The sequence below is a fragment of the Pseudorhodoplanes sp. genome (assembly GCF_035565795.1).
Lineage (GTDB): Bacteria > Pseudomonadota > Alphaproteobacteria > Rhizobiales > Xanthobacteraceae > Pseudorhodoplanes.
Genome location: NZ_DATMRV010000238.1, coordinates 1 through 25430, shown reverse-complemented (window position 1 = coordinate 25430; position 25430 = coordinate 1). Strand labels below are relative to the sequence as shown.

The following is a 25430-nucleotide window of genomic DNA, read 5'->3' as shown; positions in this document are numbered from 1 at the left end:
ATGCGCCGAGTCGCCCGCGAAGACCACGCGTCCATGCACGAAGCGGTCGATGCGTCGGCAGTTGAAGCGATAGATCGACACCCAGTCGACATGGAAATCGCGGTCCCCGAGCATGCGGCGGATACGCGGGGTGTAGTTCTCAGGTTTCAGCTCGTGCTCGATATCGGCGTCCGGACCAAGTTGCAGATCGACTCGCCAGGACTCGTCCGGTTGCCGGTGCATGAGCGCCGATTGTCCGGAATGGAATGGCGGATCGAACCAGAAGCGGCGCTCGGTCGGGATATCGTCCGCCGGCATGCGCAAATCCGCGATGAGGAACTTCTCCTCGAAGGTGTGCCCTTTGAATTCGAGGCCGAGCAGATCGCGTACGGTGGAGCGTGCGCCATCCGCTGCAATCACCCAGGCGGCGTCGAGCTTGTACGGTCCGTCCGGTGTCTCCACCGTCAGCGTCACTCCGTCGTTGCGCTTCTCGAGGCCGGTGACCCGATTTCGCCAGCGAAGATCGATGTCGGGCATCTCCTGCACGCGGTCGACCAGCGCCTTTTCAAGATAGAACTGCTGGAGATTGATAAAGGCCGGCATCTTGTGGCCGTCCTCGGGGAGGAGATCGAATGAATAGACCATCCGGTCGCCGAGAAAGACCTTGCCGAGCTTCCAGGTCACGCCCATCTTCACGAGCTTTTCGCCGACACCGAGACGATCGAGGATTTCGAGCGTGCGCTTGGAATAGCAGAGCCCGCGCGAGCCCTCCCCGATCCGGTCCGCATCGTCCAGCAAGACCGACGGCACGCCGCGCTGCGCGAGATCGATCGCCATCGATAGTCCGACCGGACCCGCGCCGACGATCACGACCGTGTGGCGCACAGGCTTTGCCGCGTCCTGATCCGGCGAACGCCGGTAGCCGAAGTGAAACAGCGACTTGCGTTCGTTGGCGGCCACGGCGTTTACTCCCTGTTACCGCTTACCCCTGCAGCGCAGCCCACATTTCGCGGTCGCGCTCGGCGGTCCAGATCACGGGGTGTTCGATGCCCTTCGCCTCGTCATAGGCACGCGCGACATTGAACGGCATGCAGTGTTCATAAATCGCGTAGCTGGAGAATTTCGGGTCCATCGCCTCGCGCGTCGCCGCGAACGTGTCCTTCAGCGACAATCCCTTGGCGACGCCCTTCTGCGCGGCTCCATACAAGGTCGCGAGAAAGTCTCGTGTCCCCTCGATGCCGGCCTGCACCTTGTCGGGAGTTGCAAGCGCTGCACCGCGACCGGGCACCAGTGCATTGGCCTTGAACTGCGCGAGACGGTCGAGCGTCTTCGGCCAGTCAGCGAGATGCGCATCGCCGCAATAACAGGCCGAGTGATATTCGACGAGATCACCGGAAAACACGACGTTGGCGTCCGGCACCCAGGCGATCACGTCGCCCGCTGTATGGCCGCGCCCGATATGCATGATGCGGACTTCGCGCTTGCCCAGCCAGACCGACATCTGCTGCGGAAAGGTGATGGTCGGCCAGGTCAGGCCGGAGATCGACTCAACAGCACGGAACAGTCGCGGGAACCTGCCGATTTCGGAGTCCTTGTCCTGCTGCCCTCGTTCGACGATCAGGTCGCGCGTTGAATCGGAAGCCAGGATTTCGGCGCCGGAATATGCCGATGCGCCAAGCACGCGCACCGCGTGATAGTGGCTGAGCAGGACATATTTGATCGGCTTGTCGGTGACCTTGCGAACGCGCTCGATGACTTCCAACGCCATCACGGGCGTCGCCTGCGCGTCCACGACCATTACGCTGTCATCGCCGATGATGATCCCGGAATTCGGATCGCCCTCGGCGGTGAAGGCATAGAGATCGCGCCCGATCTCGTCGAACGAAATGGTCTTTTCGGCGGTATCGCCGGTCGAAGCAAAACCCTTGGCCATCTTTCCACCCTGTGCCGCTGTTGCGCGGTCGTGTCGTTATTTCGGAGGCGTGTAGCGTATCACCTCCTGCTCGATCGCACCGAAGATCGAGCGGCCGTCCTTGTCGTCCATTTCGATACGAACCTTGTCGCCGAATTTCAGGAACGGCGTCGACGGCTTGCCGTGCAGGATCGTCTCGACGGTCCGGATCTCCGCAATGCAGGAATAGCCAAGCCCGCCATCGGAAATCGGCTTGCCCGGCCCGCCATTGCCGTCGCGGTTCGACACGGTGCCGGCCCCGAGGATCGTGCCCGCACTGATCGGCCGCGTCCTCGCTGCATGCATGATCAGCGTCGGGAAGTCGAACGTCATGTCGACCGAGCACATCGGCTTGCCGAACGGCTTGCCGTTGATGAAACTGAGAAGCGGCAGGTCCACCTTCGCGCCATCCCAAGCCTTGCCGAGTTCGTCCGGCGTGACCGCGACGGGCGTAAACGCCGACGGCGGCTTTGACTGCAGGAAGCCGAAGCCCTTCGGCAACTCCTGCGGCACGATGTTGCGCAGCGTCACGTCGTTGACCAGCATGATTAGCCGGATCGCCTTCGCGGCCTGCTCGCGGGTCGCGCCCATCGGGACATCGCCGAGGATCACGACAACCTCAGCCTCGATGTCGGCGCCGAACGCCTCGTCGGCGAGTTGGATCGGATCGCGCGGTGCCATCACGACATCGGAGATGCCCTGATACATCAGCGGATCGGTCCAGAACGATTCCGGCACCTCCGCGCCCCGCGCCTGCCGCACGAGCGCAACGTGGTTCACATAGGCGGAACCATCGAGCCACTGATAAGCGCGCGGCAATGGTGACGACACCTTGGCCGGGTCGAATGGCATATGCGCGATCCGGTTCGCTTCGAGCGAATCCGCGATCTCGGTGAGGCGCGGAACGACCGCATCCCAGTTATCGAGGGCGGCCTGCAAGGTCGGCGCAACCGCAGACGCATCCGCGCAACGCGACAGATCGCGCGAGACGACAACGAGGCGGCCGTCGCGGCCGCTCTTCAGTGAAGCAAGTTTCATGTTAGCGCGGCTCGCGGCGATTGGGATCGAAGTGTTTCTTGAGACCCTTCCAGCAGTCGATGTAATCGTCCTGCCTGGCCTCGTGCTGGGCGGCATATTTCGTGACGCGCTGGCGGAATCGCGTCTCGAACATGAACGCCAGCGTATTGGCAAGCTTCACCGGTTTCAACTCGACATTGCTCGCATGCTCGAAGGCGTCGACGTCCGGACCGTGCGGCAGCATGGTGTTGTGCAACGAGAAGCCGCCGGGCACGAAGCCTTCGGGCTTCGCGTCATAGACGCCATACACGAGGCCCATGAATTCCGACATGATGTTGCGATGATACCAGGGCGGACGGAAGGTGTTCTCCGCAACGCCCCAGCGCTCCGGGAAGATCACGAAATCGATGTTCGAGGTGCCCGGCGTCTCCGACGGCGAAGTCAGCACCGTGAAAATCGACGGATCGGGGTGGTCGAACAACACCGCGCCGACGGGCGAGAAGTGGCGCAGGTTGTATTTGTACGGCGCGTAATTGCCGTGCCACGCGACGACATCGAGCGGCGAATGCGGCAACTTCGTCTCGAACATTTCGCCGCCCCACTTCACGTAGAGCGTGCACGGCTCTTCGACATCCTCGTAGGCCGCGACCGGCGTCAGGAAGTCGCGCGGATTGGCCAGACAGTTCGCGCCGATCGGTCCGCGATCCGGCAGCGTGAACGCACCGCCATAATTCTCGCACACATAGGCGCGCGCAGGACCATCGACGAGTTCGACGCGGAAGATCACGCCGCGCGGGATCACGCAGATTTCGCCCGGGGCGATCTCGATCAGACCAAACTCGGTTCGGAAACGCAGGCTGCCCTGTTGCGCGACGATGAGCATTTCACCGTCAGCGTTGAAGAAATGCTCGCACACCATCGACTCGGTGACGATCAGAACATGGGCCGCCATGCCGCTCATCGACTCGCTGTCCCCGGCCACCGTGACAGTACGCAGACCGGTGACGAAGGTGAGCTTCTGCTTCGGGATCGGCGGCGGACCCCAGCGCAGTTGTCCGATCGTCAGTTCGGAATCGTCACGCTCCGGCGCAGTGCGGATCAATCCACGATCGATTCGCTTGAATCGACCGGTGTGCCGCACGGTCGGACGAATGCGATAGAGCCAGGAGCGCTGGTTGGTCGCCTGCGGCGCAGTAAAGGGCGAGCCGGACAATTGCTCGGCATAGAGCCCGTAATTGATCTTCTGAGGCGAATTGCGTCCGATCGGCAGTGCTCCGGGCAACGCTTCGGTCTCGAACGAGTTGCCAAAGCCGGACATGTACTCGGCCGCATCAACCAGCGGCTCGGTCCGTACCCGGTCGGTGACTGCTGCAGGGGACGCTTGCCGCTTGACCCGCGGCGCGGTGTCGATTTCGGCCATCCGGTGACCTCCCTGGCTGCGCGGGCCGCCCTCATGGAGCGGTCGATTGGTTGCAACGTTTCTGAACCCAGATATAGTTTCATTCGTAACTAATGTCAAACACGAGCCCTTTCGCGTAAAAGAACGCCCTCGCTCAATCGCCCGTTCGCCATAGCAACGCTTTTCACCTTGAATTGGCCGCGATGTCGGTCCATATGCAACACAACGAAGCGACTCGCCCTGTGAGTTGCTTGCGGGCCGCGTGAACGAAAGGTTGCAGTCCCTGCAACGGCTTTCAGCCCGCCAACCCTTCCCAATCGCCGGCAGCCCTGAACACGCGGGATGTCTTTGAACCCCGCGTATGCGCGCCGTTCCATCTGGAGCGGTGGCGCCTGTGCTGCATGAAAGATCGTATCTCTTGACCGCTTTTCTAGACCTCGGGCTCGCCGAGCCCATTACCCGTGCCCTCGTTGAGGAGCGCTACGAAACTCCTACTCCGATCCAGGCCCAGACCATCCCCCACGTCCTTGCCGGACGCGACGTCGTCGGCATCGCACAGACCGGCACTGGCAAGACCGCAGCCTTCGCGCTGCCGATCCTCAATCACATCGCCAACAATCGGCGTCGCCCCGAGCGGAAAACCTGCCGCGTGCTGGTTCTGAGCCCCACCCGCGAACTCTCCGGCCAGATCCTCGACAGCTTCAAGACCTACGGTCGCCATCTGAAGGTAAGCGTATGTCTGGCGATCGGCGGCGTTCCCATGGGCCGACAAATCAGAGCTCTGTCGAATGGCTGCGAAGTTCTGGTCGCAACTCCGGGACGTTTGCTCGACCTCGTCAATTCGAGGGCGCTGACGCTCGACAAGGTCGAGATCCTCGTCCTGGACGAGGCCGACCGGATGCTCGACATGGGCTTCATCCATGACATCCGCCGCATCGTCGCGATGCTTCCGGCACAGCGCCAGACGCTGTTCTTCTCCGCCACCATGGCGCGCGAGACCGAAGACCTCGGCCGCCTGATGCTGAACGATCCGGCGCGCGTCGCCGTGACGCCGCAGGCCTCGACCGCCGAGCGCGTGTCGCAGCGCGTCGTCCATATCGACAAGTCCGGCAAGGCCGAGCTTCTTGCCAACATCCTGAAAAGCGAGCCGATCGACCGCGCCATCGTGTTCACCCGCACGAAGCACGGCGCCGACCGCGTGGTGCGCCAGCTCGGTCAGCAGGGTCTCGCCGCGGAAGCGATCCACGGCAACAAGTCGCAGGGTCAGCGCGAACGCGCCCTCGCCGCTTTCCGCAACGGCAAGATCAAGACCCTGATTGCAACCGACATCGCCGCACGCGGCATCGATGTCGACGGCATTACGCATGTCATCAACTTCGACCTGCCCAATGTGCCGGAAAGCTATGTCCACCGCATCGGCCGCACGGCGCGTGCCGGCGCGGAGGGTACCGCAATCTCGTTCTGCGACCGTGAGGAGCGCGCCTATCTGCGGGACATCGAAAAGCTGATCCGCATGACGCTGCCCTCGACCGACGGCCGCACCGGTCAGCCGATCGAAGCAAAGGCCGAACAGCCCGCGCGCTCGAACCGGCCCGATGGACGTCCCGACAACGGCAAGCCAAAGCCTCGCAACCGCGCCGGCCAGCGTCGCAGGCGCAGGGACCAGGCGGCGAAAGCCGCCGGCGCATCAGGCCAGCCGGGTCACAATAACGGCCACCAGCACGAGCGGAAGTCGACCGCAAAGCCGTTCACAAACCCGCAGCGACAGAATGGCGGAACCGCCGAGCCTGGGCTATCATCTGTCGGATTCATGCGGGACGGTCGCTCCGAGCGCCGCGGCAAGCGGCAGCACGCCCAGGCCCCGCGCTGAGCTCATTTCGATCAAGGGACCACTGGATGTCGAAAGAAGAGATGCTTGAGTTCGACGGCACTGTCACGGAAGTGCTGCCGGACGGAAACTTCAGGGTGAAGCTCGACAACGATCACGAGATCCTCGCCTACACCGCCGGGAAGATGCGCAAATTCCGCATCCGCACCGGCGTCGGCGATCGTGTGATCGTGGAAATGTCGCCCTACGATCTCTCGCGCGGCCGCATCAGCTTCCGTCACCGCGGCAACGCGATGGCGGCTCCCCCCACCCGCCGTCAGACCTTCGTACGCAAGCGCTGACGCCCCCATACCGGCGACGCGCCAGCCTCGTGGCGCTCGCCCGCTATCCGACCACCGCAGGCAACGACACAAACCCGCGAAACCGTGCGCGCGGCGACCGCACGGGCTCGCCGTCGAGCCGGTAGTTCGGGAAGCGCGCCAGAAAACGCTCAAGCGCAATTCGTCCCTCCAGCCGCGCGACATTCATGCCGGCGCAGACATGGACGCCGCTCGCGAACGCCAGATGCCGGTTCGGCGTGCGGCCGACATCGAAACGATCCGGGTCCGGAAAATATTTCGGGTCGCGGTTGGCGGCAGCTATGGCGATGGTGATGAGATCACCCTCCTTCATCGGCACGCCGCCGAGCACGGTGTCGACAACCACCCGGCGATTGCCGAGCTGGTTCGAGCTTTCGAACCGCAGCACTTCCTCGATAGCCGTCTTCATCAATGAGGGATCGCGCATCAGGCGCGCCTTCTCGTCCGGCCATTGCAGTAACGTGTAGAGCGCGTTGCCGATCAGGTTGGTCGTCGTTTCGTGCCCGGCATTGAGGATGAAGATGCAGTTCTGCAGAAGCTCGGTCTCCGTGAGCTTGCGTCCCTCATGTTCGCCGATGATGAGCCGGGTCAGCACGTCCTTGTTTGGATCGCCGGGATTGCGGCGCCGGTCGTCCGTCAGGATTTTCAGATAGGCCAAAAATTCACGGACGGCGTCGTTGCCGGCTTTCAGTTGCGCCTCGGTCAACACAGGCTCCAGTGCGCCCAGAATCGCGAGCGACCATCCGCGCAGCGGCCCCCGCTCCTCATGCGGCACGCCGAGCAGATTCCCGATAATCTCGACAGGTATCGCGGACGCGAAATCCTCGATCAGGTCGACGCGACCCTTGCGCTCCAGTTCGCCGAGCAACCGGTCGACCAGTTCGACAAGCCCGGCCTCCATCTCCGCGATCGCACGCGGCGACAATGCGCCCGCTATCGCGCGCCGCACCTGCGTGTGCAGCGGCGGATCGTTGAAAACGAGGCTCGTGGTGTGATGCTCGAAAAGCGGCGTGTCGCCGTATTTCGGAAAGAACTCGATCTTCTTGTCCGACGAATAGGTCTTCGCGTCCTTGTAGAGCGTCTCGCAATCATCATAACGCGTGATGATGTAGCTGCCGTCCGGCATGCGGTGAACCGGATCGTAATCGCGCAGCGCGTGGAAATAGGGATAGGGATCCTCGATAAAATCTGCGGGCAATTTTTTCAGATCGAAGGCGCGCGCGGCCGCTTCGGCCTCGCTCGGACTGGCAAATCTGGGCATCCCGACACTTCCGGTCTTTCGTCATCGCCCGGAACGCATCCGGCCCGACAGCAGGATTAATTTAGCACACCGGGCGCGGTCTGGTGTCAACCCGCCCTCCCGTTGCGCGTCGGCGCAAGTTAAGCCATGGTCATATGTCCGCATTCGCGGCCGGGGTGACGACGAAGTTCAATCATGGTGACGCAGACAAAGGGGTCGGCCGCCGTCAGCGAGGTGCAGCCCGGTCGGGAAGCGCCGCTGCGGCTCGACGATTTCCTGCCGTACCAGCTCAATGTGGTGTCGAGCCTCGTTTCGCAGGCGCTTTCACGCCTCTATGTGGAACGCTATGGCATCGGCGTTCCGGAGTGGCGCGTGCTTGTCACGCTCGGCGAATTCGAGACGATGACCGGCAAGGCCATCGGCGAACACAGCCACATGCACAAGACGAAGGTGTCGCGCGCGGTGGCCCTGCTCGAAAAGCGGAAACTCGTGGTGCGGCGCGTCAACCGGGCGGACCTGCGGGAATCGTTGCTGTCACTCACACCCGAGGGCCGAGCGATCTATGACGATCTCGCGCCGGGCGCGGTCGGCTTTGCCCGGCACTTGCTGGAGGCGATCGATCCCGCGGACCGCGATGCGTTCGCCCGCGCGCTGGAACGCCTGATCGAACGCGCAAAGCCGCTGGCAGACGAAGCCATCGAGGATCCGGACAGATAAGCCCGGAAGCGGACGCATGCGAGGCATCGCCGGCGGGCACTGGACAAGCCTCGCGCCATCGCGTTTGGTCGGAAAAATACTTGTCGTCCCTGGGGAACGCTCGTGAAGCTCTACACCTATTTCCGCTCGTCAGCCGCCTATCGGGTGCGCATCGCGCTCAACCTGAAGGATCAACCTTATGAAATGGTGTCGATCCATCTGACCAAGGACGGCGGCAAGCACAAGACCCCCGAGTTCCGCGCCATCAATCCGCAGATGCGCTTGCCCGCGCTGACGCTGTCGAGCGGCGAGACGCTCATCCAGTCGCTCGCGATCATGGAATATCTGGAAGAGGTCTATCCCGAACCCGCCCTTCTTCCGGTCGATGCACTCGAGCGCGCGCATGTCCGCGCTGTGTGCGAAATCATCGCGTGCGACATCCATCCGCTCAACAATCTCGTCACGCTGAACGCGCTGAAAAAGCTCGGTCACGATCAGGCAACCGTCGACGAGTGGTACCGCTCCTGGATCATCTCGGGTTTCGAGGCGATCGAACCCTTGCTCAAGCCGGGCCCTTACGCATTCGGGTCGCGCGTAACGATGGCCGACGTCTGCCTCGTGCCGCAGGTGTTCAACGCGCGCCGGTTCAAGACGCCACTCGACGCCTTCCCGAAGATACTCGCAGTCGAAGCGGCATGTGCGAAGCTCCCCGCCTTCGAGAAGGCGAAGCCGGAAAATCAGCCGGACGCCGAATAGTCGACGTATTTCCGCCAAATCACCGAAGAAACGAGCCAGCAGTGCAGCAACAGAACATTGTCCGCGTCGTTCTGTGGATGACCGGCACTCTGCTGTCGTTCTCGATCATGGCGATCTCGATCCGCCTGCTCGCAGGCAAGCTGACAGTGTTCGAGATCCTGACCGTGCGCAGCTTCGGCGCGCTGGTGATCCTGTTTTCGCTACTCGCGGTCACTCCGTCGCTGCGACCGGCTGTGCGCACCAAACGCATCCCGATGCACTTCTTCCGCTCGGCGGTGCATTTTGCCGGGCAATATTGCTGGGCGACCGCGCTCACGCTCCTGCCGTTCGCGACCGTGTTCGCACTCGAGTTCACGCTGCCGGTCTGGGTGCTGATCCTTGCCGTCGCGGTGCTCGGCGAAAAGCTCACGTCGGGCCGCATCGTGGTGATTGTTCTCGGCTTCATCGGATGCCTGGTGATCCTGCGACCGGGCATCATTGCGTTCCAGCCGGCCTCGATCCTGGTCCTGCTCTGTTCGTTCTTCTACGCCGTGTTCAATGTGGCGACCAAGCAGATGACCGCGACAGAGAGTACCTTCGGGATTGTGTTCTGGATGAACCTCCTGCAATTCCCGCTCGCGCTTTCCGGAAGCGATCCGCTTTTCGTCCTTCGGCTCGAGCCGTGGCAATACGCCCCGATGGCGGGCGTCGGAATATCCGGCCTCGCCGCTCACTATTGTATGGCGCGGGCGTTCCGCTACGGCGACGCCAGCCTTGTCATACCGCTGGACTTCCTCCGCGTGCCGCTGATCGCGCTGGTGGGTTACCTGTTCTTCGCCGAGTCCGTGGATGCGCTGGTCTTCGTAGGCGCGGGGATCATCCTCGCCGGTATCCTGTGGAACCTGCGTCAGGAGGCCCGCGACGCCCGGGACGTGGCATTGCCGGACGACGAGGGCACACCCGAGCGGACTTGAGTGGCGGACTTGAGTGGATTGACCGCTTTGCGGCTTCCGCAGGCTTTTGCCTTTTGATAACCATCGCGCCGCCGCATTCTCCCGGCACTGGGGGCATGGGGACGTGCGGGGAATTTATGACAAGACTGGTCCGATTCAGCACTATTGCTGCGCTGGCGCTTGCCGGCAGCATCTCTTCTGTGGCCGCCCAGCAGCTGCCGCCGCCATCGGGCGGCGCCACCAGCGTGCGCGAGCAGACCTGCCAGCGCCTCGAGGCGCAGCTTGCCTCGATCGGTTCCGGGGGCGACGCGACCCGTGCCGACCAGATCCGGCGCCTTGAGGAGACGATTGGGCGCCAGCAGGCCGAGCTTGACCGCAGCCAGGCCCAGGGACGCCGGCTGGGCTGCGACCAGCCGAACTTCTTCCAGCTTTTCGGCGGCGGCGGCCGATCCGAGCAATGCACGCCCCTGAACACCAAGATCGAGCAGATTCGCTCGAACCTGGCTCGCGCGCAGGGCGATCTGCAGCAGTTGCAGGCGTCGAACACGAACTACCAGCGCGAAAGTCAGCGCAGAACCGTGCTGAACGCCCTCGCCCAGAACGATTGCGGCCCGCAATACCGCGCGCAGGCTGCTCAGGCCGCGAGGGCGGCTCCTGGCAATTTCTTCGAGCAATTGTTCGGCGGCCCCGGCTCGACCTCCGGCCCGGAGCAGGATACCGGCATGGGCAGCGGCTACCGGACGGTGTGCGTGCGCACCTGTGACGGCTATTTCTTCCCGATCTCGTTCTCGACCTCTCAGGACCGCTTCCGCGACGACGAGCAGACCTGCCAGCGCATGTGCCCGGCCGCCGAAGTGCAGCTGTTCTCGCATCGCAATCCGGGCGAGGACATGAACCAGGCGGTGTCGAATACCGGGCAGCTCTACACGCAGATACCGAACGCGTTCAAATACAAGACCTCGTGGGATGCCTCCTGCACCTGCAAGGCGCCGGGCGAAAGCTGGGCCAATGCGGTGAAAGACGATCCAAACGCGCCCGGCGGACACGGCGACATCGTCGTCACCGAGGAGCGCGCGAAGCTGATGAATGCGCCGCGCGACGCCAAGGGGCGTCCGATCGTTCAACCGTCGCAAGGAGCGCAGAAGAAGGGCGCAGCACCTGCGCCGGCTGCTGCCGTGGTCCCCGCGCAGGAGCCCGAGCCGGTCGATCCGAACGCACCGAAGAAGCCCATCCGCTCGGTCGGACCGAAATTCATGGCCGAATGAGCCGGCTTTCGCGCGGACGATCGCGGCCTTAGAAATCGAACGCTTCCGATTTCGTCGGCGTGCCGCTGACGATGGAGCGGTCGGGTTTCGGCAATGGTTGCCCGGAGTCGCGGAACTTGTTGGTGATCGGATAGCGCCGATCCCGTCCGAAGCCGCGCAGCGTGACCTTCACACCGGGTGCGGCCTGACGGCGCTTGTATTCCGCAAGATTGAGCATGCGGTCGACGCGCGCGACCGTTGCCGCGTCATAGCCCGCCGCAACGATCTCCGCGATTGGCTGCTCCCGCTCCACCAGACGCTCCAGAATGCCGTCGAGAATATCGTATGGCGGCAGCGAGTCCTGATCCTTCTGGTTCTCGCGCAATTCCGCCGTGGGCGGCTTGGTAATCACGTTCTGCGGGATCACCACACCATCGGGTCCGAGTGCGTCGTCAGGCTTCCAGACGTTGCGCAGCGCGCTCAGGCGGAAGACCTCTGTCTTGTACAGATCCTTGATCGGGTTGAAGCCGCCATTCATGTCGCCATAGAGCGTCGCGTAGCCGGTCGACATTTCCGACTTGTTGCCCGTGGTCATGACCATCGAGCCGAACTTGTTCGACAGCGCCATCAGGATCGTACCGCGCGCCCTCGCCTGCAGGTTTTCCTCGGTCACGTCGCGCGGCAAGCCGTCGAATAGCGGCGCGAGACTTTTCTCCAGACCCAGCACCGCTGCCTCGATGGGGACGACGTCGTAACGGATACCGAGCGCGTTCGCGATATCGGCGGCGTCCTTCAGCGATTCCTGCGAGGTGAACCTGTATGGCAGCATCACCGCACGCACGCGATCGCGCCCCAGCGCATCCACGCCGATCGCCGCCACCAGCGCGGAATCGATACCACCGGACAATCCGAGCACCACACCCGGAAATCCGTTCTTTCCGACATAGTCGCGCAAGCCGAGCATGCAGGCGGAATAGTCGGAGCGGTCCTGCGGCAGCAGCGGCGCAATGTCTCCCTGCTCGCAATGCCACCCGTCGCCGTTGCGTCGCCAGCGCGTCGTCACCAGCGCTTCGGTGAAGGCCGGCAATTGCGCCGCGAGTGACCCGTCGGCATTCAGCACGAAGGACGCGCCTTCGAACACGAGTTCGTCCTGCCCGCCAACCTGATTGAGATAAATCAGCGGCAGTCCGGTTTCCTTCACGCGGGCAACGGCCACACTCAGCCGCTGGTCGACGACGCCGCGGCGATACGGCGAACCGTTCGGCACCAGAAGGATTTCGCCGCCGGTTTCGGCGATGCATTCGGCGGGCTCGGGTCCCCAGATATCTTCACAGATCGGAACGCCGAGCCGCACGCCACGGAAGCTGATCGGACCCGGCATGGGCCCGACCGCAAAGACGCGCTTCTCGTCGAACACCCCGTAATTCGGCAGGTCAACCTTGAAACGCAATCCGGCGATGCGTCCGCCATCGAGTAAGGCTACGGCGTTGTAGAGCTTGCCGTCCTCAAACCACGGCGTGCCGACGATCATGGCGGGACCGCCCTGCGCCGTCTCGCGTGCGAGTTCTTCGATGGCCGCGCGGCAGGCTGCCTGGAAGGCCGGCTTCAGGACGAGGTCTTCCGGCGGATAGCCCGCGATGAACAATTCCGGAAACAGGATCAGATCGGCATCCTTCGCACGATCCCGCACCGCGCGCGCCTTGGCGGCGTTGCCGGCCACGTCCCCGACGACGGGATTGACCTGGGCAAGCGCGATCGTGAGCTTATCGGCGGGGCGCATGTTCATGGCGCTGGTCTAGCGCGGCAGGGCGGGCGCCCGCAATGCGCCCTCACCACAGCAGCCCCGACAGGCGCTCCCAGATCGCAAGCAGCCACACCGCGCCTGCAAGGAGTAGCGACAGCCCGACGGCGGCAGACCCCATGTCCTTCGCGCGGCCGATCATGGGGTCGTGATCCAGTGTGACCCGGTCGGCGAGTTTCTCGATCGCCGTGTTCAGCAGTTCCACGATCATGATGGCGAGCACCGCGCCGATCAGAATGAGCGCCATCCAGAGGCTGGTCGCAATCACCATTGCCAGCGGGACCGCAAGCGCGAGCGCGAACAGTTCCTGCCGGAATGCCGCTTCGCTCGCGGCGGCGGCGCGCAGGCCATTGATCGTATTCAGCGTCGCGCGCCAGATTCGCTCCATGCCCATCCCTCCCCGCGGGCGGACCTTAAATCAGAAAAAGCCGCCCGTGGGATAGGGGCCAAACTTGAACGAGCCCTGCACAAATACGCCATAGCTCTCGACCTTCCAGTCGACCGGCTGCGGAGACGCGTTCACGCCGACGATATTGTTCTCGAAATGGCTCAGACCGCTCGCATCCATGCGCCAGTATCGGCCGCCAACCGCAACCTTGACATTGGAGTTGACGGCATAGGCCAGTGCCGCCTCGAGTTGAAAGCCGGTCCCCTGCCCGTCCTCAGGAATCTCGCCAGTGAAGTCGCCCGGCATCGTCCCGATCCGCAGCCAGTGCGAGTCGCCGCCATTCAGTTTGACATAGGGCAGCCAGGCCGCATCCAGCGAAAGGCTGAACGGACCGCCGAGCTTCACGGTGGCGTCAAGCCCGAGACGTAGCGAATTCCAGTGATTGCTTTGGGTGATCACCAGGACGTTGTTCGGAATCGGGTTGCCGCAGATCGCGCCGTTGGAACCAACCTGCCCGCAGCCATACGCGCTCACGCTCTGATCGAGATAGTGATAGCCGGCATAGGCGCCGAGGCGAAAGCCCGGCTGACGGATGACGTTGAAACCGATGTCTGCGCTCGCGTAAGCGATGCTGCCCTCACGCTGATCGCTCATCGTCGACGAATACGGCGAGATAAAAGGCGGGAAATCCTCGTCGTTCAGCTGACCGCGATTGATGATGCCGATGCCGACATAGCCCTTGAGGTAGAGGCCCGAGGTGTGATCGACGCGGCCGAACATTTCGACCGCATGTCCCTGAAGCCCGTCATAGGTGAGACGCGAGACCATCGCGGTCCCTGGAATGTCGTACAAATTTACGGCCGTCTTGCCGAAATTCATCCAGTAGCGCAGCCCGAGTTCGCCTTCGAACGCCGGTACAACGATCGTCGATGCCGGCTTGAAATCGTGCCAGCGTTTCGCGACGGGCGATTGAACGGATCCGGTGACAATCTCACGCTCGGGCGCCGGCACGGGAGCGGGCTTGCTCGCGTCATATCCCGTTTCGCCGGGAATGTTTGGCCAGTGCGGCTCGTATATGCTGGGCCAGCGTGGTCCCTCATCCGGTGCGGCATCCGCGATCGCAGCCGTGCCAAGCACGACCGCGATCGCAAAAACCGCCGTGGCTGGAGAAACCCAACGCGCCACGATTGCCCCCTGTTGTCTTGCGCGCTTTTGTCTGCGCGTCTGAGCATCAGTTTCGATTCAAATTGTCTGCAATTCCTTTCCAGATCGGCAGCCATGGCGCTGCGCGATGCGCAACGTTAACAGGGCGAAAATTTCTTGCGTCGCGGACAGACGCGACAACAAAAAAGGCCCGTAAAACGGGCCTTTTTCGTATCAACATTTTCTTCAGTATGCGCGCGTCTGGCGATTCTGCCGAGCCTGGACGCCTAGAGTCCGGCAACCTGCGACATGGGAACGCCCTTCGCCGTACGCTCCTTCTTGAGCAATTCCGCGACGAGGAATGCCATGTCGATCGACTGCTCGGCATTAAGGCGCGGATCACAGAAGGTGTGATATCGGTCGTTCAGATCTGCATCCGAGATGGCACGCGCACCGCCCGTGCATTCGGTCACGTTCTGCCCGGTCATCTCGAGATGCACGCCACCGGCATATGTGCCTTCGGCGGCATGCACGGCGAAGAAGTCCTTCACCTCGTTCAGGATGCGATCGAACGGACGGGTCTTGTAACCCGACACGGACGTGATCGTGTTGCCGTGCATCGGGTCGCAGGACCACACGACCTGTTTGCCTTCGCGCTTCACCGCACGGACCAGCGCCGGCAAATGTTCGCCAACCTTGTCGTTGCCGAAGCGGCAGATCAGCGTCAGTCGGCCGGGCTCGTTCTCAGGATTGAGGATATCGATCAGCCGGATCAGTTCATCCGGCTTCAGCGACGGACCGCACTTCAAGCCAATCGGATTCTTGATGCCACGACAGAACTCGACATGCGCGTGATCGGGCTGGCGCGTGCGGTCGCCGATCCACACCATGTGTCCCGACGTGCAGTACCAGTCGCCGCTCGTCGAATCGACGCGGGTCATCGCCTCTTCGAACCCAAGCAGCAATGCCTCGTGGCTCGTATAGAGATCTGTAGTGCGCAGTTCGGGATGGCTTTCGAGATCGAGGCCGCACGCGCGCATGAAGCCGAGTGCTTCTGATATCCGGTCGGCCAGTTCGGCGTAGCGCCGCGCCTGCGGAGAATCCTTCACGAAGCCCAGCATCCATTGATGCACGGTCGCGAGATTGGCGTAACCGCCATGCGCGAACGCACGCAGGAGGTTCAGCGTTGCCGCCGACTGGCGATAGGCTTCGATCTGCCGGCGCGGATCCGGGATGCGCGCTTCCGGAGTGAAGTCGATGCCGTTGATGATGTCGCCACGATAGCTTGGAAGCTCGACGTCGCCTTTCTTCTCGACCGGCGACGACCGGGGCTTGGCGAACTGGCCGGCGATCCGACCGACCTTCACCACTGGCGAACCGCCGGCGAAGGTCAGCACCACCGCCATCTGAAGGAAGACGCGGAAGAAGTCGCGGATGTTGTTCGGGCCGTGCTCGGCGAAGCTTTCGGCGCAATCGCCGCCCTGCAGCAGGAAAGCATCTCCCGCGCAGACGCGCGCCAGCTGCTTTTTCAGATTGCGCGCCTCACCTGCAAAAACCAGCGGTGGAAAGCTCGCGAGCTGCTTCTCGACCGCCTGGAGGGCGGCCTTGTCCGGATAATCCGGCACCTGCACCACGGGTTTCGTGCGCCAGCTTTCGGGTGTCCAACGCTCAGCCATAACAGTTACTCCTGCGGCCACGGGGCTTCCGGCCGCCATCTCCATTGGCCGCGTTATAGCGGCCTCCGGTTCATGCCGCCATGGGCGCGTCCGGGCAAAATTTGGGGCCGAACCGCAGCCGTCACTGCCCCTTGCTGCCGAGGTAGCGGTACAGGGTATCGCCCCACCAGCTATTCCGAACCTCGTTCAGGACGGCAACGCTGATCGGCTTGCGCAGCGGACTGCCGGCCGGCACAGCGAACGCGTAATGCTGCTGATCGAAGATGATATCGAGCAGCAGGACGCTGGAGCGGAAGTCCTGATTGATCATCCAGGCGAGCAGCGGCCGGTCGTAGACGAAGGCATCGAGCTTGCCGTCGCGGATCGCCTGCAATCCCAGTTTGGCGTTCGGGAAGCTTTCGAATCTGATCCGCAGACGATTGAGCGTGTCCTCGGTGGATGAACCGCTGACGGCACCGACCTTAACCTTGGACAGGTCCGTGACGTCCTGGACGTTGCCCTGCAATTGCCGGACGGTCAGCGCCGATGTGATGCTCGCCGTGAACACAGCGACGGCAATAATCGAACCGACCATCCAGAGCATGGCGACGAAGCGTCCGGGCAGCGTGCGCGGACCCTGGTGCCCGATACCGCGCTGCGTCATCGCGACAGTCGTCCACCACACACTCGAACTCAGTCCCTTGGAGACGGTACCGCCGAACTCCTCATTGTGGCGGCGCTCGATAAGCCAGACCAGCAGCCCAACCAGCAGGGCCAGCCCAATCAACGCCAGGACAGCACGGAGAAAGCCGAACGAGGTGAGCGCGCGCACGACCGGCGCCCAGCTCGCCGCACCGTCGGTCGGCACCGCGATGCCGAGACCGGTCCCGTAGAACGCGGACGTGAAGTCGAGCGCCTCCTCGCGAGCCGCGGTGACGGTCAAGGCTGCGACCGCGATGTCGACCTTGCCCGCTGCTGTAGCGTCGAGAAGACCTTGCACCGTGTCCTCCTCATGGAGCCGGTACTTGAGCTTGTGCTTGTCGGCGATCCGCCGCCACAGGTCGATGCTGATGCCGCTCCATTCGCCCTCGGGCGATTTCATCGCGAAAGGCGGCGCTTCCTTGGTGCCGACGACAATCTCACGTTGCCGGATCTGTTCGAGATCCTGCGAGGACTGAGCAAATGCGGGTGCTTCCGCAATCAGGCATGCCACGATCGCGCCGACGAACCAGCCCCACAGGCATTTCTGCTTGTGCCGTTGCATGCTCCTCCGTGACCACAAATCCCTGTGCCGCCCGCAGCCCGGGGGCGAGTTCCATATCATAACCGGCCCGGTCGTGGATCGGTCGGCAGCGGCGCGTCAGGGTTAACGCTACTCGGCCGCCTCACGCACGTAAGTCGCGGCCTTGGTCCGCATCGTGACCAACTCCTCGGCGGCGGTCGGGTGGACCGCCATCACCCGGTCGAAGTCCGCCTTGGTGGCGTTCATCTTGATCGCGATGCCGACGAGCTGAATCATCTCGCCCGCATCCGGACCGACGATGTGACAGCCCAGGACCCGATCGGTCTCGCCGTCCACCACGAGCTTGAAGAAGCAGCGGGTGTCACGCCCGGCAAGCGTCATCTTCATCGCGCGGAAGCTCGACTTGTAGATATCGACGCGCGCGTAATCCTGCCGCGCCTGCGCCTCCGTCAAACCGATCACGCCGACTTCCGGCTCCGAGAATACCGCGGTCGGAATATCGGAATGATCGACCACGATGTCCTTGCCGTCGAACAGGTTGTCGGCGACCGCATGCCCTTCGCGGATCGCAACCGGCGTGAGGTTGACGCGATCGGTCACGTCACCAACCGCGTAGATGTGGGGGACGGAGGTCCGCGAATATTTGTCGACCTTGATGGCGCCCATCGCGTTCAACTGCACGCCCGCGTGTTCGAGGCCAAGACCCGACACGTTGGGACGCCGGCCGGTCGCGAACATCACCTGATCGACCGTGATCGTCTCGTGGTCCGACAGCGACACGCACAGGCCGTGATCGACCTTCTCGACGGCTTCGACGATCTTGCGGGTCACCACCCTGATTCCGCGCTTCTCCATCTCGCCGCGCAGATGCTCGCGCACGTCATCATCGAAGCCGCGCAGGATGTTGTCGCCGCGGTAGACCAGCGTCACCTCGGAGCCGAGCCCGCGGAAAATGCCTGCGAACTCGACCGCGATATAACCACCGCCCTGGATCAGAATGCGTTTGGGAAGCTCTTTCAGATGAAAGGCTTCGTTGGACGAAATCACATGCTCAAGGCCGGCGATGTCGGCGCCATGGGATGGCCAGCCGCCGGTCGCGATCAGGATGTGTTTCGCCCGCACGATCTCCCCGGTCGCGACAAGGCGTACGCGGTGGGCATCTTCCAGAACCGCACGGCTGCGGACGATCTTGACCTTGGAGCGTTCGAGATTGGCGATATAGGCCCGCTCCAGCCGGTCGATCTCGAGGTCCTTGTTCGCAATCAGCGTCTGCCAGTTGAACACCGGATTCTGCACGGTCCACCCGTAACCGGCAGCGTCTTCGAAGTCGTCCGCGAAGCGCGATGCGTAGACGAGGAGCTTCTTCGGCACGCACCCGCGAATGACGCAGGTGCCGCCGACCCGATATTCCTCGGCGACAATGACGCGTGCGCCGTGGTTCGCGGCGATGCGCGCAGCACGCACACCGCCGGAGCCGGCACCGATAACGAAAAAGTCGACGTCGAAATCGCTCATCGCGGTACGGCCAGGCCTAGAGCGAATGCCCCCGCTTCTTCATTTCGGCGCGGAAGCGTTGAAGCACTTCGTCGTTCAGCTTGATCGCCCAGTCCTGTGCAGCCGACATCGAACGATCGACGAAGGTTGGCTCTTCCGACAGGATCTTCTTGCCGAGCGGCGACTTGTAGAAGGCGATGGTGTCCTTCATTTCCTGCTCGGTGAAGCGCACCGCGTAGATCTGGGCGATCTCGGCGCGCAGCGACTCCAGCCGCGGCGCCAGTTCCTTGCGCAGGTTGGTGGCGACCTCGTTGAGGTCCTTGAACAGATTGGGGTTCATCTGCAGCAGGGTCGCCTTGGATTTCTCGATCACGCCGGGGATCACGGCTTCGAAGATCGTCATCGATCCCTTGATGTCGAGAATCTCGTTGGCAAGGGACATAGCGCTCTTCGACGGCTGCTGTGCCAGGGACGGCGTTACCGGCGTTGCCGCCAGCAGCAATGCCGCGAAGCCGGCCGCAGCCAAACGAACCAGCGATTGCACGCTCATTGAGAAAACTCCTGCTTGTCTGACAGAGATCATGTCCACTCTAGCGTTCGATTACACGAATTCCGGCCGAGCCCGCGACAATGGCCTTGCCGGCAAGTCCAAGGAACAAGCCGTGTTCGACGACGCCGGGGATAGCGGCAAGGGCATCGGCGAGATTTTGGGGATCGGCAATCCGACCGATGGCCGCGTCAATGATGCGGTGCCCGCTATCCGTGACGAAAGCGTGGCCGTCCGGCCTCATCCGCAGTTTCAGTCTGACCGGCAGCGACAGCCGTTCCAGCGCGTCCGCGATCGCAAGTTCAGTCGCAGCGAGGCCAAACGTCACGACCTCGATCGGAAGCGCAAACGCGCCCAGCGATTGCACCACCTTCGAGTCATCGGCGATGACGATCATCTCCGCCGACGCCGACGCGACAATCTTCTCCCGCAGCAGCGCACCGCCGCCGCCCTTGATCAATGCGAGGCCCGGTCCGATCTCGTCGGCGCCATCCACCGTCAGATCGAGGCGCGGCGTTTCGTCGAGCGTCGTCAGCGGCACGCCCACACGCCGCGCATCGGCTTCTGTGGCCTCGGACGTCGGGACACCGATGACGTTGAGCCCCCCGCGCACCCGCTCGCCCAGAAGCTCCACGAAATGCCGCGCGGTCGAGCCGGTCCCGAGACCGAGCCGCATGCCCGGGCGCACGAAATCAAGTGCGCGGGCGGCGGCCTCACGTTTCAAGGCATCGGACGTCATGGCTGAGGTGCTGTCCCGTCGAAAAACCGGCGGCCTGTCTACCCCCGTTCGGCTCAGGAACCTAGTCCCCATACGCCAATCCTCCGCAAGACTTGATTTCGGGAGCGCCCCGCCCTAGCCGGAGGCCATGTCCGAACTTTCCCCGCCACCGATCGTGATTTTCGACCTGGATGGAACGCTGATCGATACGGCACCCGACCTCATCCAGACACTGAATGCGATTCTCGAGACTGAAAGCATTCCGGCGCTGGCCTTCGAGACGGCACGGCCGATGATCGGCGGCGGCGTGCGTCCGCTGCTCGAACAGGCGCTGGCCGAACAAGGAAAGCATCCCGGGGAAGCCGCGATGGACCGGCTGTTCGAGAGCTACATCCGGCGCTATCAGGATCACATCGCCGATTACTCCCGCCCCTATCCCGGGCTTGAAGGCGCGCTCGACCGTCTCGACGCCGATGGTTTCACGCTCGCGGTCTGCACAAACAAATACGAGGCGCTGTCGCTCCGCCTGCTCGACGCGCTGGGGCTCACATCGCGATTCGCCGCGATCTGCGGGCAGGATACGTTCCCGATGAAGAAGCCGGACCCGGAGACGCTGCGGCTCACCATCGCGCGCGCCGGCGGCGACATCGCGCGCGCCGTCATGGTCGGCGATTCCGAGACCGACGTGAACGTTGCCCGAGCCGCCGGGATACCCGTTATCGGCGTAGATTTCGGGTACACGCGCACGCCGATGTCGGATCTCCGGCCGGACCGGCTCATCAGTCATTTCGATGCGTTGCCGGCGGCCGTGTCGGAGCTTCTGCGAATTCCAGGCCGTGCCTGACGGGGCGGTATCAATTAACCAAACCCGATCAAATAGCCGCAAATTTGACGCTGTTTGCGGGTTTTTCGTCGGCTCCCGCGGCATGATGCAATGGACGCGGGGAACCCTTTCCGACGGTTGCACGGGGGGCGCCCGGCTCGTATGGTCCCCGGCCACGAGGGTCGTGGCGCTGACGTGGGGCCGCAGCGATGGACGAGACCCATGGTTAAACAGTTTGCAATTGTCGCGTGCGGACTTGCGCTCGCCGCCTGTTCCAGTTCGGGCGAATTGATGCGGACCGCGACGCCGACCGTCCCGCTGCAATTCGAATCCGAGCCACCCGGCGCCGAGGTCAAGACCTCCGGCGGCCAGACCTGCCGCACACCGTGCGCGCTCGCCATCCCTGCCGAGGACTTCCAGGCGACCTTCAGCCTGACCGGTTTTCAGACGCAGACCGTGCCGGTGAAGCTGCTGCCGCCGGAAGACATGCGGGGCAGCGAGGAAATGGGCCTGACCGGCGCTCCGCCGCGGTTCAGTCCGAGCCCGGTAGCCATCGAGATGCAGAAAGCGACGCCGCAGCGTCGCACACCGGCCAAGAAGCCGCGCGTTGCGAAACAGCCCCCAGCGGATGCCGTGGCCGAACAGCCGGCCCAGCGCACGCAGCGCGCAACGTCACAGCAGCCATCGACCAGCGGTTTCAATCCACCGCCGCAGAATAGCAGCGGCGGTTTCGGCCAGCCGCAATCGTCGCCGCCCGCGGGGGCCTGGCCGGCGCCTCAGACACGTTGATCGCACATCGCTTGACACATATCCGACCCAGCACGTAAGTGCGGGGCCTTCGGGCGCGTAGCTCAGCGGGAGAGCACTCCCTTCACACGGGAGGGGTCACAGGTTCAATCCCTGTCGCGCCCACCATTTCCAATCTTTGAACCCGGACGCCGCGACGCCCGACATATCAGCGAGGCTGCTCAATCGAGCAGGCCGTTGAACGAAGGGTGCCTATCGCGTGCCGATTTTCCCCGGAGGCCCTGCCTCAGGTGGGGCGTTACCCTATTTCCAGGTCAGTCATTAAATTTTTACGCGACTCGGAAGCCACCTGCGTCGCTGCGCGTTGTGGCGCGGGACATATGGGGCCGAGATGGACGCGACCTGGACATTGATCGCAGCTGTGGGCGGACTTGACGTCGTCGGAGCCGTCTACTTCGTGCTCAGGGGACGCGCGGAGCGCAAACGGCTGGCGACGGCGCCATAAAGCCGTCCGGTTATCGACGCCGCTGCCCCCGGAAACCTTTCACGGCCTCAAGACATGCCCGATCGCGAAGCCCATCTGCGCACGCTGGCCGAACGGCTCATGTTCTCTGTGGAGCAAACCGGAGATCGCTTCACGTTCACAAGAACGGCCGATGTGTCACGTCCGGTGCGCGAAGCCGGCCTTACCATCGATCAGGCGGAAGAACTGCTGGAAACGTGGAAGCTCAGGGGCCCGCACGGCGGCTAGCTCCGTTCCCGCGTCAACACGTCAAAAGAACGCCCAGAGACGTCGCCGATCGGCGGCGGCAAATGTGGTCAGCTGGACAAGGCAGCGATTGGGCTCCGACTTCCTGCGGCCTCTCCGATCCTGCCGAGGCGCTCCTTCTGATCTCAGTGCCTCCTGCGGCAGCCATTCCTTGCCGACGATCGGCTGCATGAAGTAGCGCGGCACGGGCGGAACCTGAACAGGCGCTTGCATCGCTCGCAACTCCTCTCCGAAATCTTCCACCGTCTGTTGGCGGCGCGTGACGTCAGTTACCGCTCTGCGCTCCGACAAAGCGCAGAGCGGCTCAAAGTTTCAGAAGCAGCTCCTGCAGGCCTCGTACGACGAACCGAGGCATGCAATGCACGCCGCCGTTCCGACGCCGGACACGCAGGCGGTGGCACACGAAGCCACGGCGCCAGCGCACCTGAGCCAATTGCAGCCACTTTGGCCGACCGCTCCTTCAATCGTGCGGCTCAGCCCTCGCTGGACGGGAGCAGACTGGATGGGATTTCGCATGGGTGTTTCTCCCTGCGCTCAGCAGAGCGGATGCTCAAGGACGCATCGACCGAGAACGTAGGCGCAGCAACCCGACTGCTGCACGCCGCCACCATTCGTTTTTGACGCGCCCTGGCAACGGACCGGCGCGGCTTGAACCGGAGACTTCATTTTCAATCCTCCTTCTTCGACGATGGCCTGCACCGCTCTTGCGGCGCCGGCCGGGTGAACACCGAACCTTCGGGATCGGTGTAGCTCTCGACATCTCAGTGCGTGCTAGACGCCGGCCAAAGGTGCGTTCCAGCTGCGCATGCGGCCGACCGTCACCGGCATGACTTCGCTGACATCGACCGTGAACCGGTAGAAGCGCGCCGCACGGCGATCATTCTCGGGATCGAACATGATGAGCTGCACGTCCCAGCAATCGGATTCGGGCCGGCAGATCGGGCTTTTCTTGACTGAGATCTTGTACAGTTCGAGCCTGCGGGCGGCGCCGTCGGCGAATGCCGTCGCTGCCTGATACGCATTCGTTGCGGCGAAGTTCATCGCGCGCTCTTGCGGCGTGAGACCCAGATTGCGCAGTTCGTCATAGACGCGCACAAGGAAGTCGAAGATCGTGGCGTCTTCGATCGCCGCGGCTTCGGCGACGTTCACCGCCTGTCTCGCTGCGGCGGCAAGGTCGGTCGATCGCCATTTCACCAGCCCGCGCAGGTCGGGGTAAATCACCGGCACCGTCATGCCGTTCATCAGCCGGGTCGTGCCGTAAACGACTCCGGGCACGGCCACCCGCTGCATGTCGCCAATCGGATCGAGGCTAGACCTCATCGCTTCGAGCATCGACCTGTAAATCTCGAGCGCGAATGGTCCCGACGGATTGATTGCGTAGATCGGGATCTGATCCTGCAGCAACACGAAGGTGATGCCGGATGCAGACGGAAGGTTCGCTTCGAGGAAATTGATCAGCTGGACCGGATTATTGGCGGCAACCGGATCATTCATGGCCTGAACGATCGCGTCGTAACGCGCCTCGGAGCCGAAATCGAACCAGAGCGCGCCGATCGAATAGACGAGCTGCGGCTCCTGGCGCGCGTTGCATCCGCAGCCTTGCTGCAGGACAAGCGCGGTATCGGCGACCGCTTTCGGCGCGCTCTGCGATACGCGCGCCTGCTGCGTATCGCCTTGCGGCTTGACGGCCTCGTTCTCGTCCTTGTCTTCGCAGGAGCACGCCTGCTGCTCGACAAGCGCAGAATTGAAAGTCCCACTCACCGCTTCAGGTGAGGCAGCCAATGCGTCCATATCAAACACTCCCCTCGTCATCGATGTTGTTCGGCCCGCGTCGGTCAAAGGCGGTGAAAGCGTTGTCGCCCGGCCGCGGGAATGAAGCCGCTCAAGCGCGGCGGCGACGTTGAGCCGCCCTGCGAGGATCCGCGCGCAATCACCGTCACGCGCCGGATCGCACGGATCGGCGCTTTCGATCAGCAGATCGCGGATATCCAGCGGATCGAGGCCTAGGCCTTCGCGCCGCGCGGTCGAAAGCAGACGCGCAGCTACACCACTGACGATCGCCGTTGCGTAGCTGGTGCCGGTCCTTTTCGTACAGACTCCTTTGGGGCCGACGACATCAAGGTCGGCACCCGGAGCAAGCAGCCCGTTCCGGGAATAGCTCTGTCCCCAGTTGCTGCGCTCGAGCGGACGCCCTGCATCGTCCATAGCGCCGACGGCCAGCACGGTCGGTACTGCGGCCGGAACGTGAAGACACGCGCAACCGTCGTTCCCGGCAGCCGCGACCACCAGGATCCGCTTCTCGTGACACAGCGCGAGCGCGTCCTCGAGATGGCGCACCGCTTCCGGCGTCGAGGCTTTCTGCCCTGCGCTCACATTGACGATCACAGCGCCCCGATCCGCAGCGACATACAAGGCGCGCGCAATGTCCATCTGTGACGCGCGTCCGGGTCTGTTGCGGCGCGGATCGGAGAAGAAGATCGGGAGGGAAAGCCCGCTGCATCCCGCGGCAATCCCGAAACGCCGGCCGAGGATCAGGCTGCAGACTTCGGTGCCATGGGCATCGGGTTCCGCGGCGTGCCCGGGCAGCATCGAAGACTCGACGGCCAGCGCGACCCCGTCGAAATCGTCGCACTCCAGATCGGGCACCCCGTCGAGAATTCCAATGAGAACCGCCGCGTCGCCATCTCCTGGCTGACCGAGC

23 protein-coding genes and 1 tRNA gene are annotated in these 25430 nt (G+C 63.3%); 10 read left to right on the top strand and 14 right to left on the bottom strand.

The annotated features are described in order from the left end of the window. The 4 genes from VNZ93_RS21330 to hmgA all read right to left on the bottom strand — a co-directional run. The coding region (locus VNZ93_RS21330) for an FAD-dependent oxidoreductase (protein ID WP_325710029.1) at positions 1 to 939 on the bottom strand (939 nt) is incomplete at its 3' end. A 22-nt stretch (positions 940 to 961) separates the two neighbouring features. Continuing rightward, complete coding sequence (locus VNZ93_RS21325; RefSeq protein ID WP_325710026.1) at positions 962 to 1912, bottom strand: MBL fold metallo-hydrolase; 951 nt, start codon at positions 1910 to 1912, stop codon at positions 962 to 964. 36 nt (positions 1913 to 1948) lie between these two features. Further along, a complete protein-coding gene (locus VNZ93_RS21320; RefSeq protein WP_325710023.1) occupies positions 1949 to 2968 on the bottom strand; it encodes a fumarylacetoacetate hydrolase family protein in 1020 nt (339 codons plus the stop codon). A 1-nt stretch (position 2969) separates the two neighbouring features. After that, the gene (gene hmgA / locus VNZ93_RS21315) at positions 2970 to 4265 is read right to left on the bottom strand and encodes a homogentisate 1,2-dioxygenase (RefSeq protein ID WP_325710031.1); all 1296 of its coding nucleotides are present in this window, start codon (positions 4263 to 4265) and stop codon (positions 2970 to 2972) included. A 442-nt stretch (positions 4266 to 4707) separates the two neighbouring features. Between hmgA and VNZ93_RS21310 the strand changes: the two genes are divergently transcribed. Continuing rightward, positions 4708 to 6216 (top strand): DEAD/DEAH box helicase, encoded by a 1509-nt coding sequence (locus VNZ93_RS21310; protein WP_325710020.1) that lies wholly within the window; start codon positions 4708 to 4710, stop codon positions 6214 to 6216. Between the two features lie 26 nt (positions 6217 to 6242). Further along, on the top strand, positions 6243 to 6515 hold the full coding sequence (gene infA, locus VNZ93_RS21305; RefSeq protein WP_325710017.1) for a translation initiation factor IF-1: 273 nt from the start codon (positions 6243 to 6245) through the stop codon (positions 6513 to 6515). A gap of 43 nt (positions 6516 to 6558) precedes the next feature. On the opposite strand, the gene VNZ93_RS21300 is transcribed toward infA, so the two are convergent. Continuing rightward, positions 6559 to 7794, bottom strand: coding sequence for a cytochrome P450 (locus VNZ93_RS21300; RefSeq protein WP_325710015.1), 1236 nt, complete (start codon positions 7792 to 7794; stop codon positions 6559 to 6561). A 174-nt stretch (positions 7795 to 7968) separates the two neighbouring features. Here VNZ93_RS21300 and VNZ93_RS21295 point away from each other — a divergent pair, with 174 nt between their 5' ends. The 4 genes from VNZ93_RS21295 to VNZ93_RS21280 all read left to right on the top strand — a co-directional run bounded on the left by VNZ93_RS21295 (position 7969) and on the right by VNZ93_RS21280 (position 11422). Beyond that, positions 7969 to 8490: a MarR family winged helix-turn-helix transcriptional regulator gene (locus VNZ93_RS21295; RefSeq protein WP_325710014.1), complete on the top strand. Its 522-nt coding sequence runs from the start codon at positions 7969 to 7971 to the stop codon at positions 8488 to 8490. A 102-nt stretch (positions 8491 to 8592) separates the two neighbouring features. Beyond that, positions 8593 to 9225 carry a maleylacetoacetate isomerase gene (gene maiA / locus VNZ93_RS21290; protein WP_325710011.1) on the top strand — a complete coding sequence of 211 codons (633 nt, stop codon included), beginning with the start codon at positions 8593 to 8595 and terminating at the stop codon, positions 9223 to 9225. Positions 9226 to 9266: 41 nt separating this feature from the next. Next, a complete protein-coding gene (locus VNZ93_RS21285; RefSeq protein WP_325710008.1) occupies positions 9267 to 10178 on the top strand; it encodes a DMT family transporter in 912 nt (303 codons plus the stop codon). Positions 10179 to 10294: 116 nt separating this feature from the next. Then, positions 10295 to 11422, top strand: a complete 1128-nt coding sequence (locus VNZ93_RS21280; RefSeq protein WP_325710005.1) for a DUF2865 domain-containing protein — start codon at positions 10295 to 10297, stop codon at positions 11420 to 11422. A gap of 28 nt (positions 11423 to 11450) precedes the next feature. Here VNZ93_RS21280 and VNZ93_RS21275 read toward each other — a convergent pair whose 3' ends face one another. From VNZ93_RS21275 to rpiA, 8 genes are all read right to left on the bottom strand, one after another. Continuing rightward, positions 11451 to 13187, bottom strand: a complete 1737-nt coding sequence (locus tag VNZ93_RS21275; protein ID WP_325710002.1) for an NAD+ synthase — start codon at positions 13185 to 13187, stop codon at positions 11451 to 11453. Between the two features lie 43 nt (positions 13188 to 13230). Next, positions 13231 to 13590 (bottom strand): diacylglycerol kinase, encoded by a 360-nt coding sequence (locus tag VNZ93_RS21270; RefSeq protein ID WP_325709999.1) that lies wholly within the window; start codon positions 13588 to 13590, stop codon positions 13231 to 13233. Between the two features lie 30 nt (positions 13591 to 13620). Further along, on the bottom strand, positions 13621 to 14775 hold the full coding sequence (locus VNZ93_RS21265) for an omptin family outer membrane protease (protein ID WP_325709996.1): 1155 nt from the start codon (positions 14773 to 14775) through the stop codon (positions 13621 to 13623). A gap of 245 nt (positions 14776 to 15020) precedes the next feature. After that, positions 15021 to 16409, bottom strand: a complete 1389-nt coding sequence (locus VNZ93_RS21260; protein WP_325709993.1) for a class II 3-deoxy-7-phosphoheptulonate synthase — start codon at positions 16407 to 16409, stop codon at positions 15021 to 15023. A gap of 121 nt (positions 16410 to 16530) precedes the next feature. Next, positions 16531 to 17652 carry a transporter substrate-binding domain-containing protein gene (locus VNZ93_RS21255; RefSeq protein WP_325709990.1) on the bottom strand — a complete coding sequence of 374 codons (1122 nt, stop codon included), beginning with the start codon at positions 17650 to 17652 and terminating at the stop codon, positions 16531 to 16533. A gap of 108 nt (positions 17653 to 17760) precedes the next feature. After that, a complete protein-coding gene (gene gor / locus VNZ93_RS21250) occupies positions 17761 to 19146 on the bottom strand; it encodes a glutathione-disulfide reductase (protein ID WP_325709987.1) in 1386 nt (461 codons plus the stop codon). 16 nt (positions 19147 to 19162) lie between these two features. Further along, positions 19163 to 19675 carry a DUF2059 domain-containing protein gene (locus tag VNZ93_RS21245; protein WP_325709984.1) on the bottom strand — a complete coding sequence of 171 codons (513 nt, stop codon included), beginning with the start codon at positions 19673 to 19675 and terminating at the stop codon, positions 19163 to 19165. A gap of 40 nt (positions 19676 to 19715) precedes the next feature. After that, positions 19716 to 20411 (bottom strand): ribose-5-phosphate isomerase RpiA, encoded by a 696-nt coding sequence (rpiA, locus tag VNZ93_RS21240; protein ID WP_325709981.1) that lies wholly within the window; start codon positions 20409 to 20411, stop codon positions 19716 to 19718. Positions 20412 to 20538: 127 nt separating this feature from the next. On the opposite strand from rpiA, the gene gph reads away from it, so the two are divergent. From gph to VNZ93_RS21220, 4 genes are all read left to right on the top strand, one after another. Next, positions 20539 to 21234 (top strand): phosphoglycolate phosphatase, encoded by a 696-nt coding sequence (gene gph / locus VNZ93_RS21235; protein WP_325709978.1) that lies wholly within the window; start codon positions 20539 to 20541, stop codon positions 21232 to 21234. Between the two features lie 201 nt (positions 21235 to 21435). Continuing rightward, positions 21436 to 22002, top strand: a complete 567-nt coding sequence (locus VNZ93_RS21230; protein WP_325709975.1) for a PEGA domain-containing protein — start codon at positions 21436 to 21438, stop codon at positions 22000 to 22002. Positions 22003 to 22053: 51 nt separating this feature from the next. Continuing rightward, positions 22054 to 22128, top strand: a tRNA-Val gene (locus tag VNZ93_RS21225). A gap of 391 nt (positions 22129 to 22519) precedes the next feature. After that, positions 22520 to 22711 (top strand): hypothetical protein, encoded by a 192-nt coding sequence (locus VNZ93_RS21220; protein ID WP_325709972.1) that lies wholly within the window; start codon positions 22520 to 22522, stop codon positions 22709 to 22711. Between the two features lie 789 nt (positions 22712 to 23500). Here the strand turns inward: VNZ93_RS21220 and VNZ93_RS21215 are convergent. Then, on the bottom strand, positions 23501 to 25430 hold a 1930-nt coding region (locus VNZ93_RS21215; RefSeq protein ID WP_325709970.1), incomplete at its 5' end, for a PatA/PatG family cyanobactin maturation protease.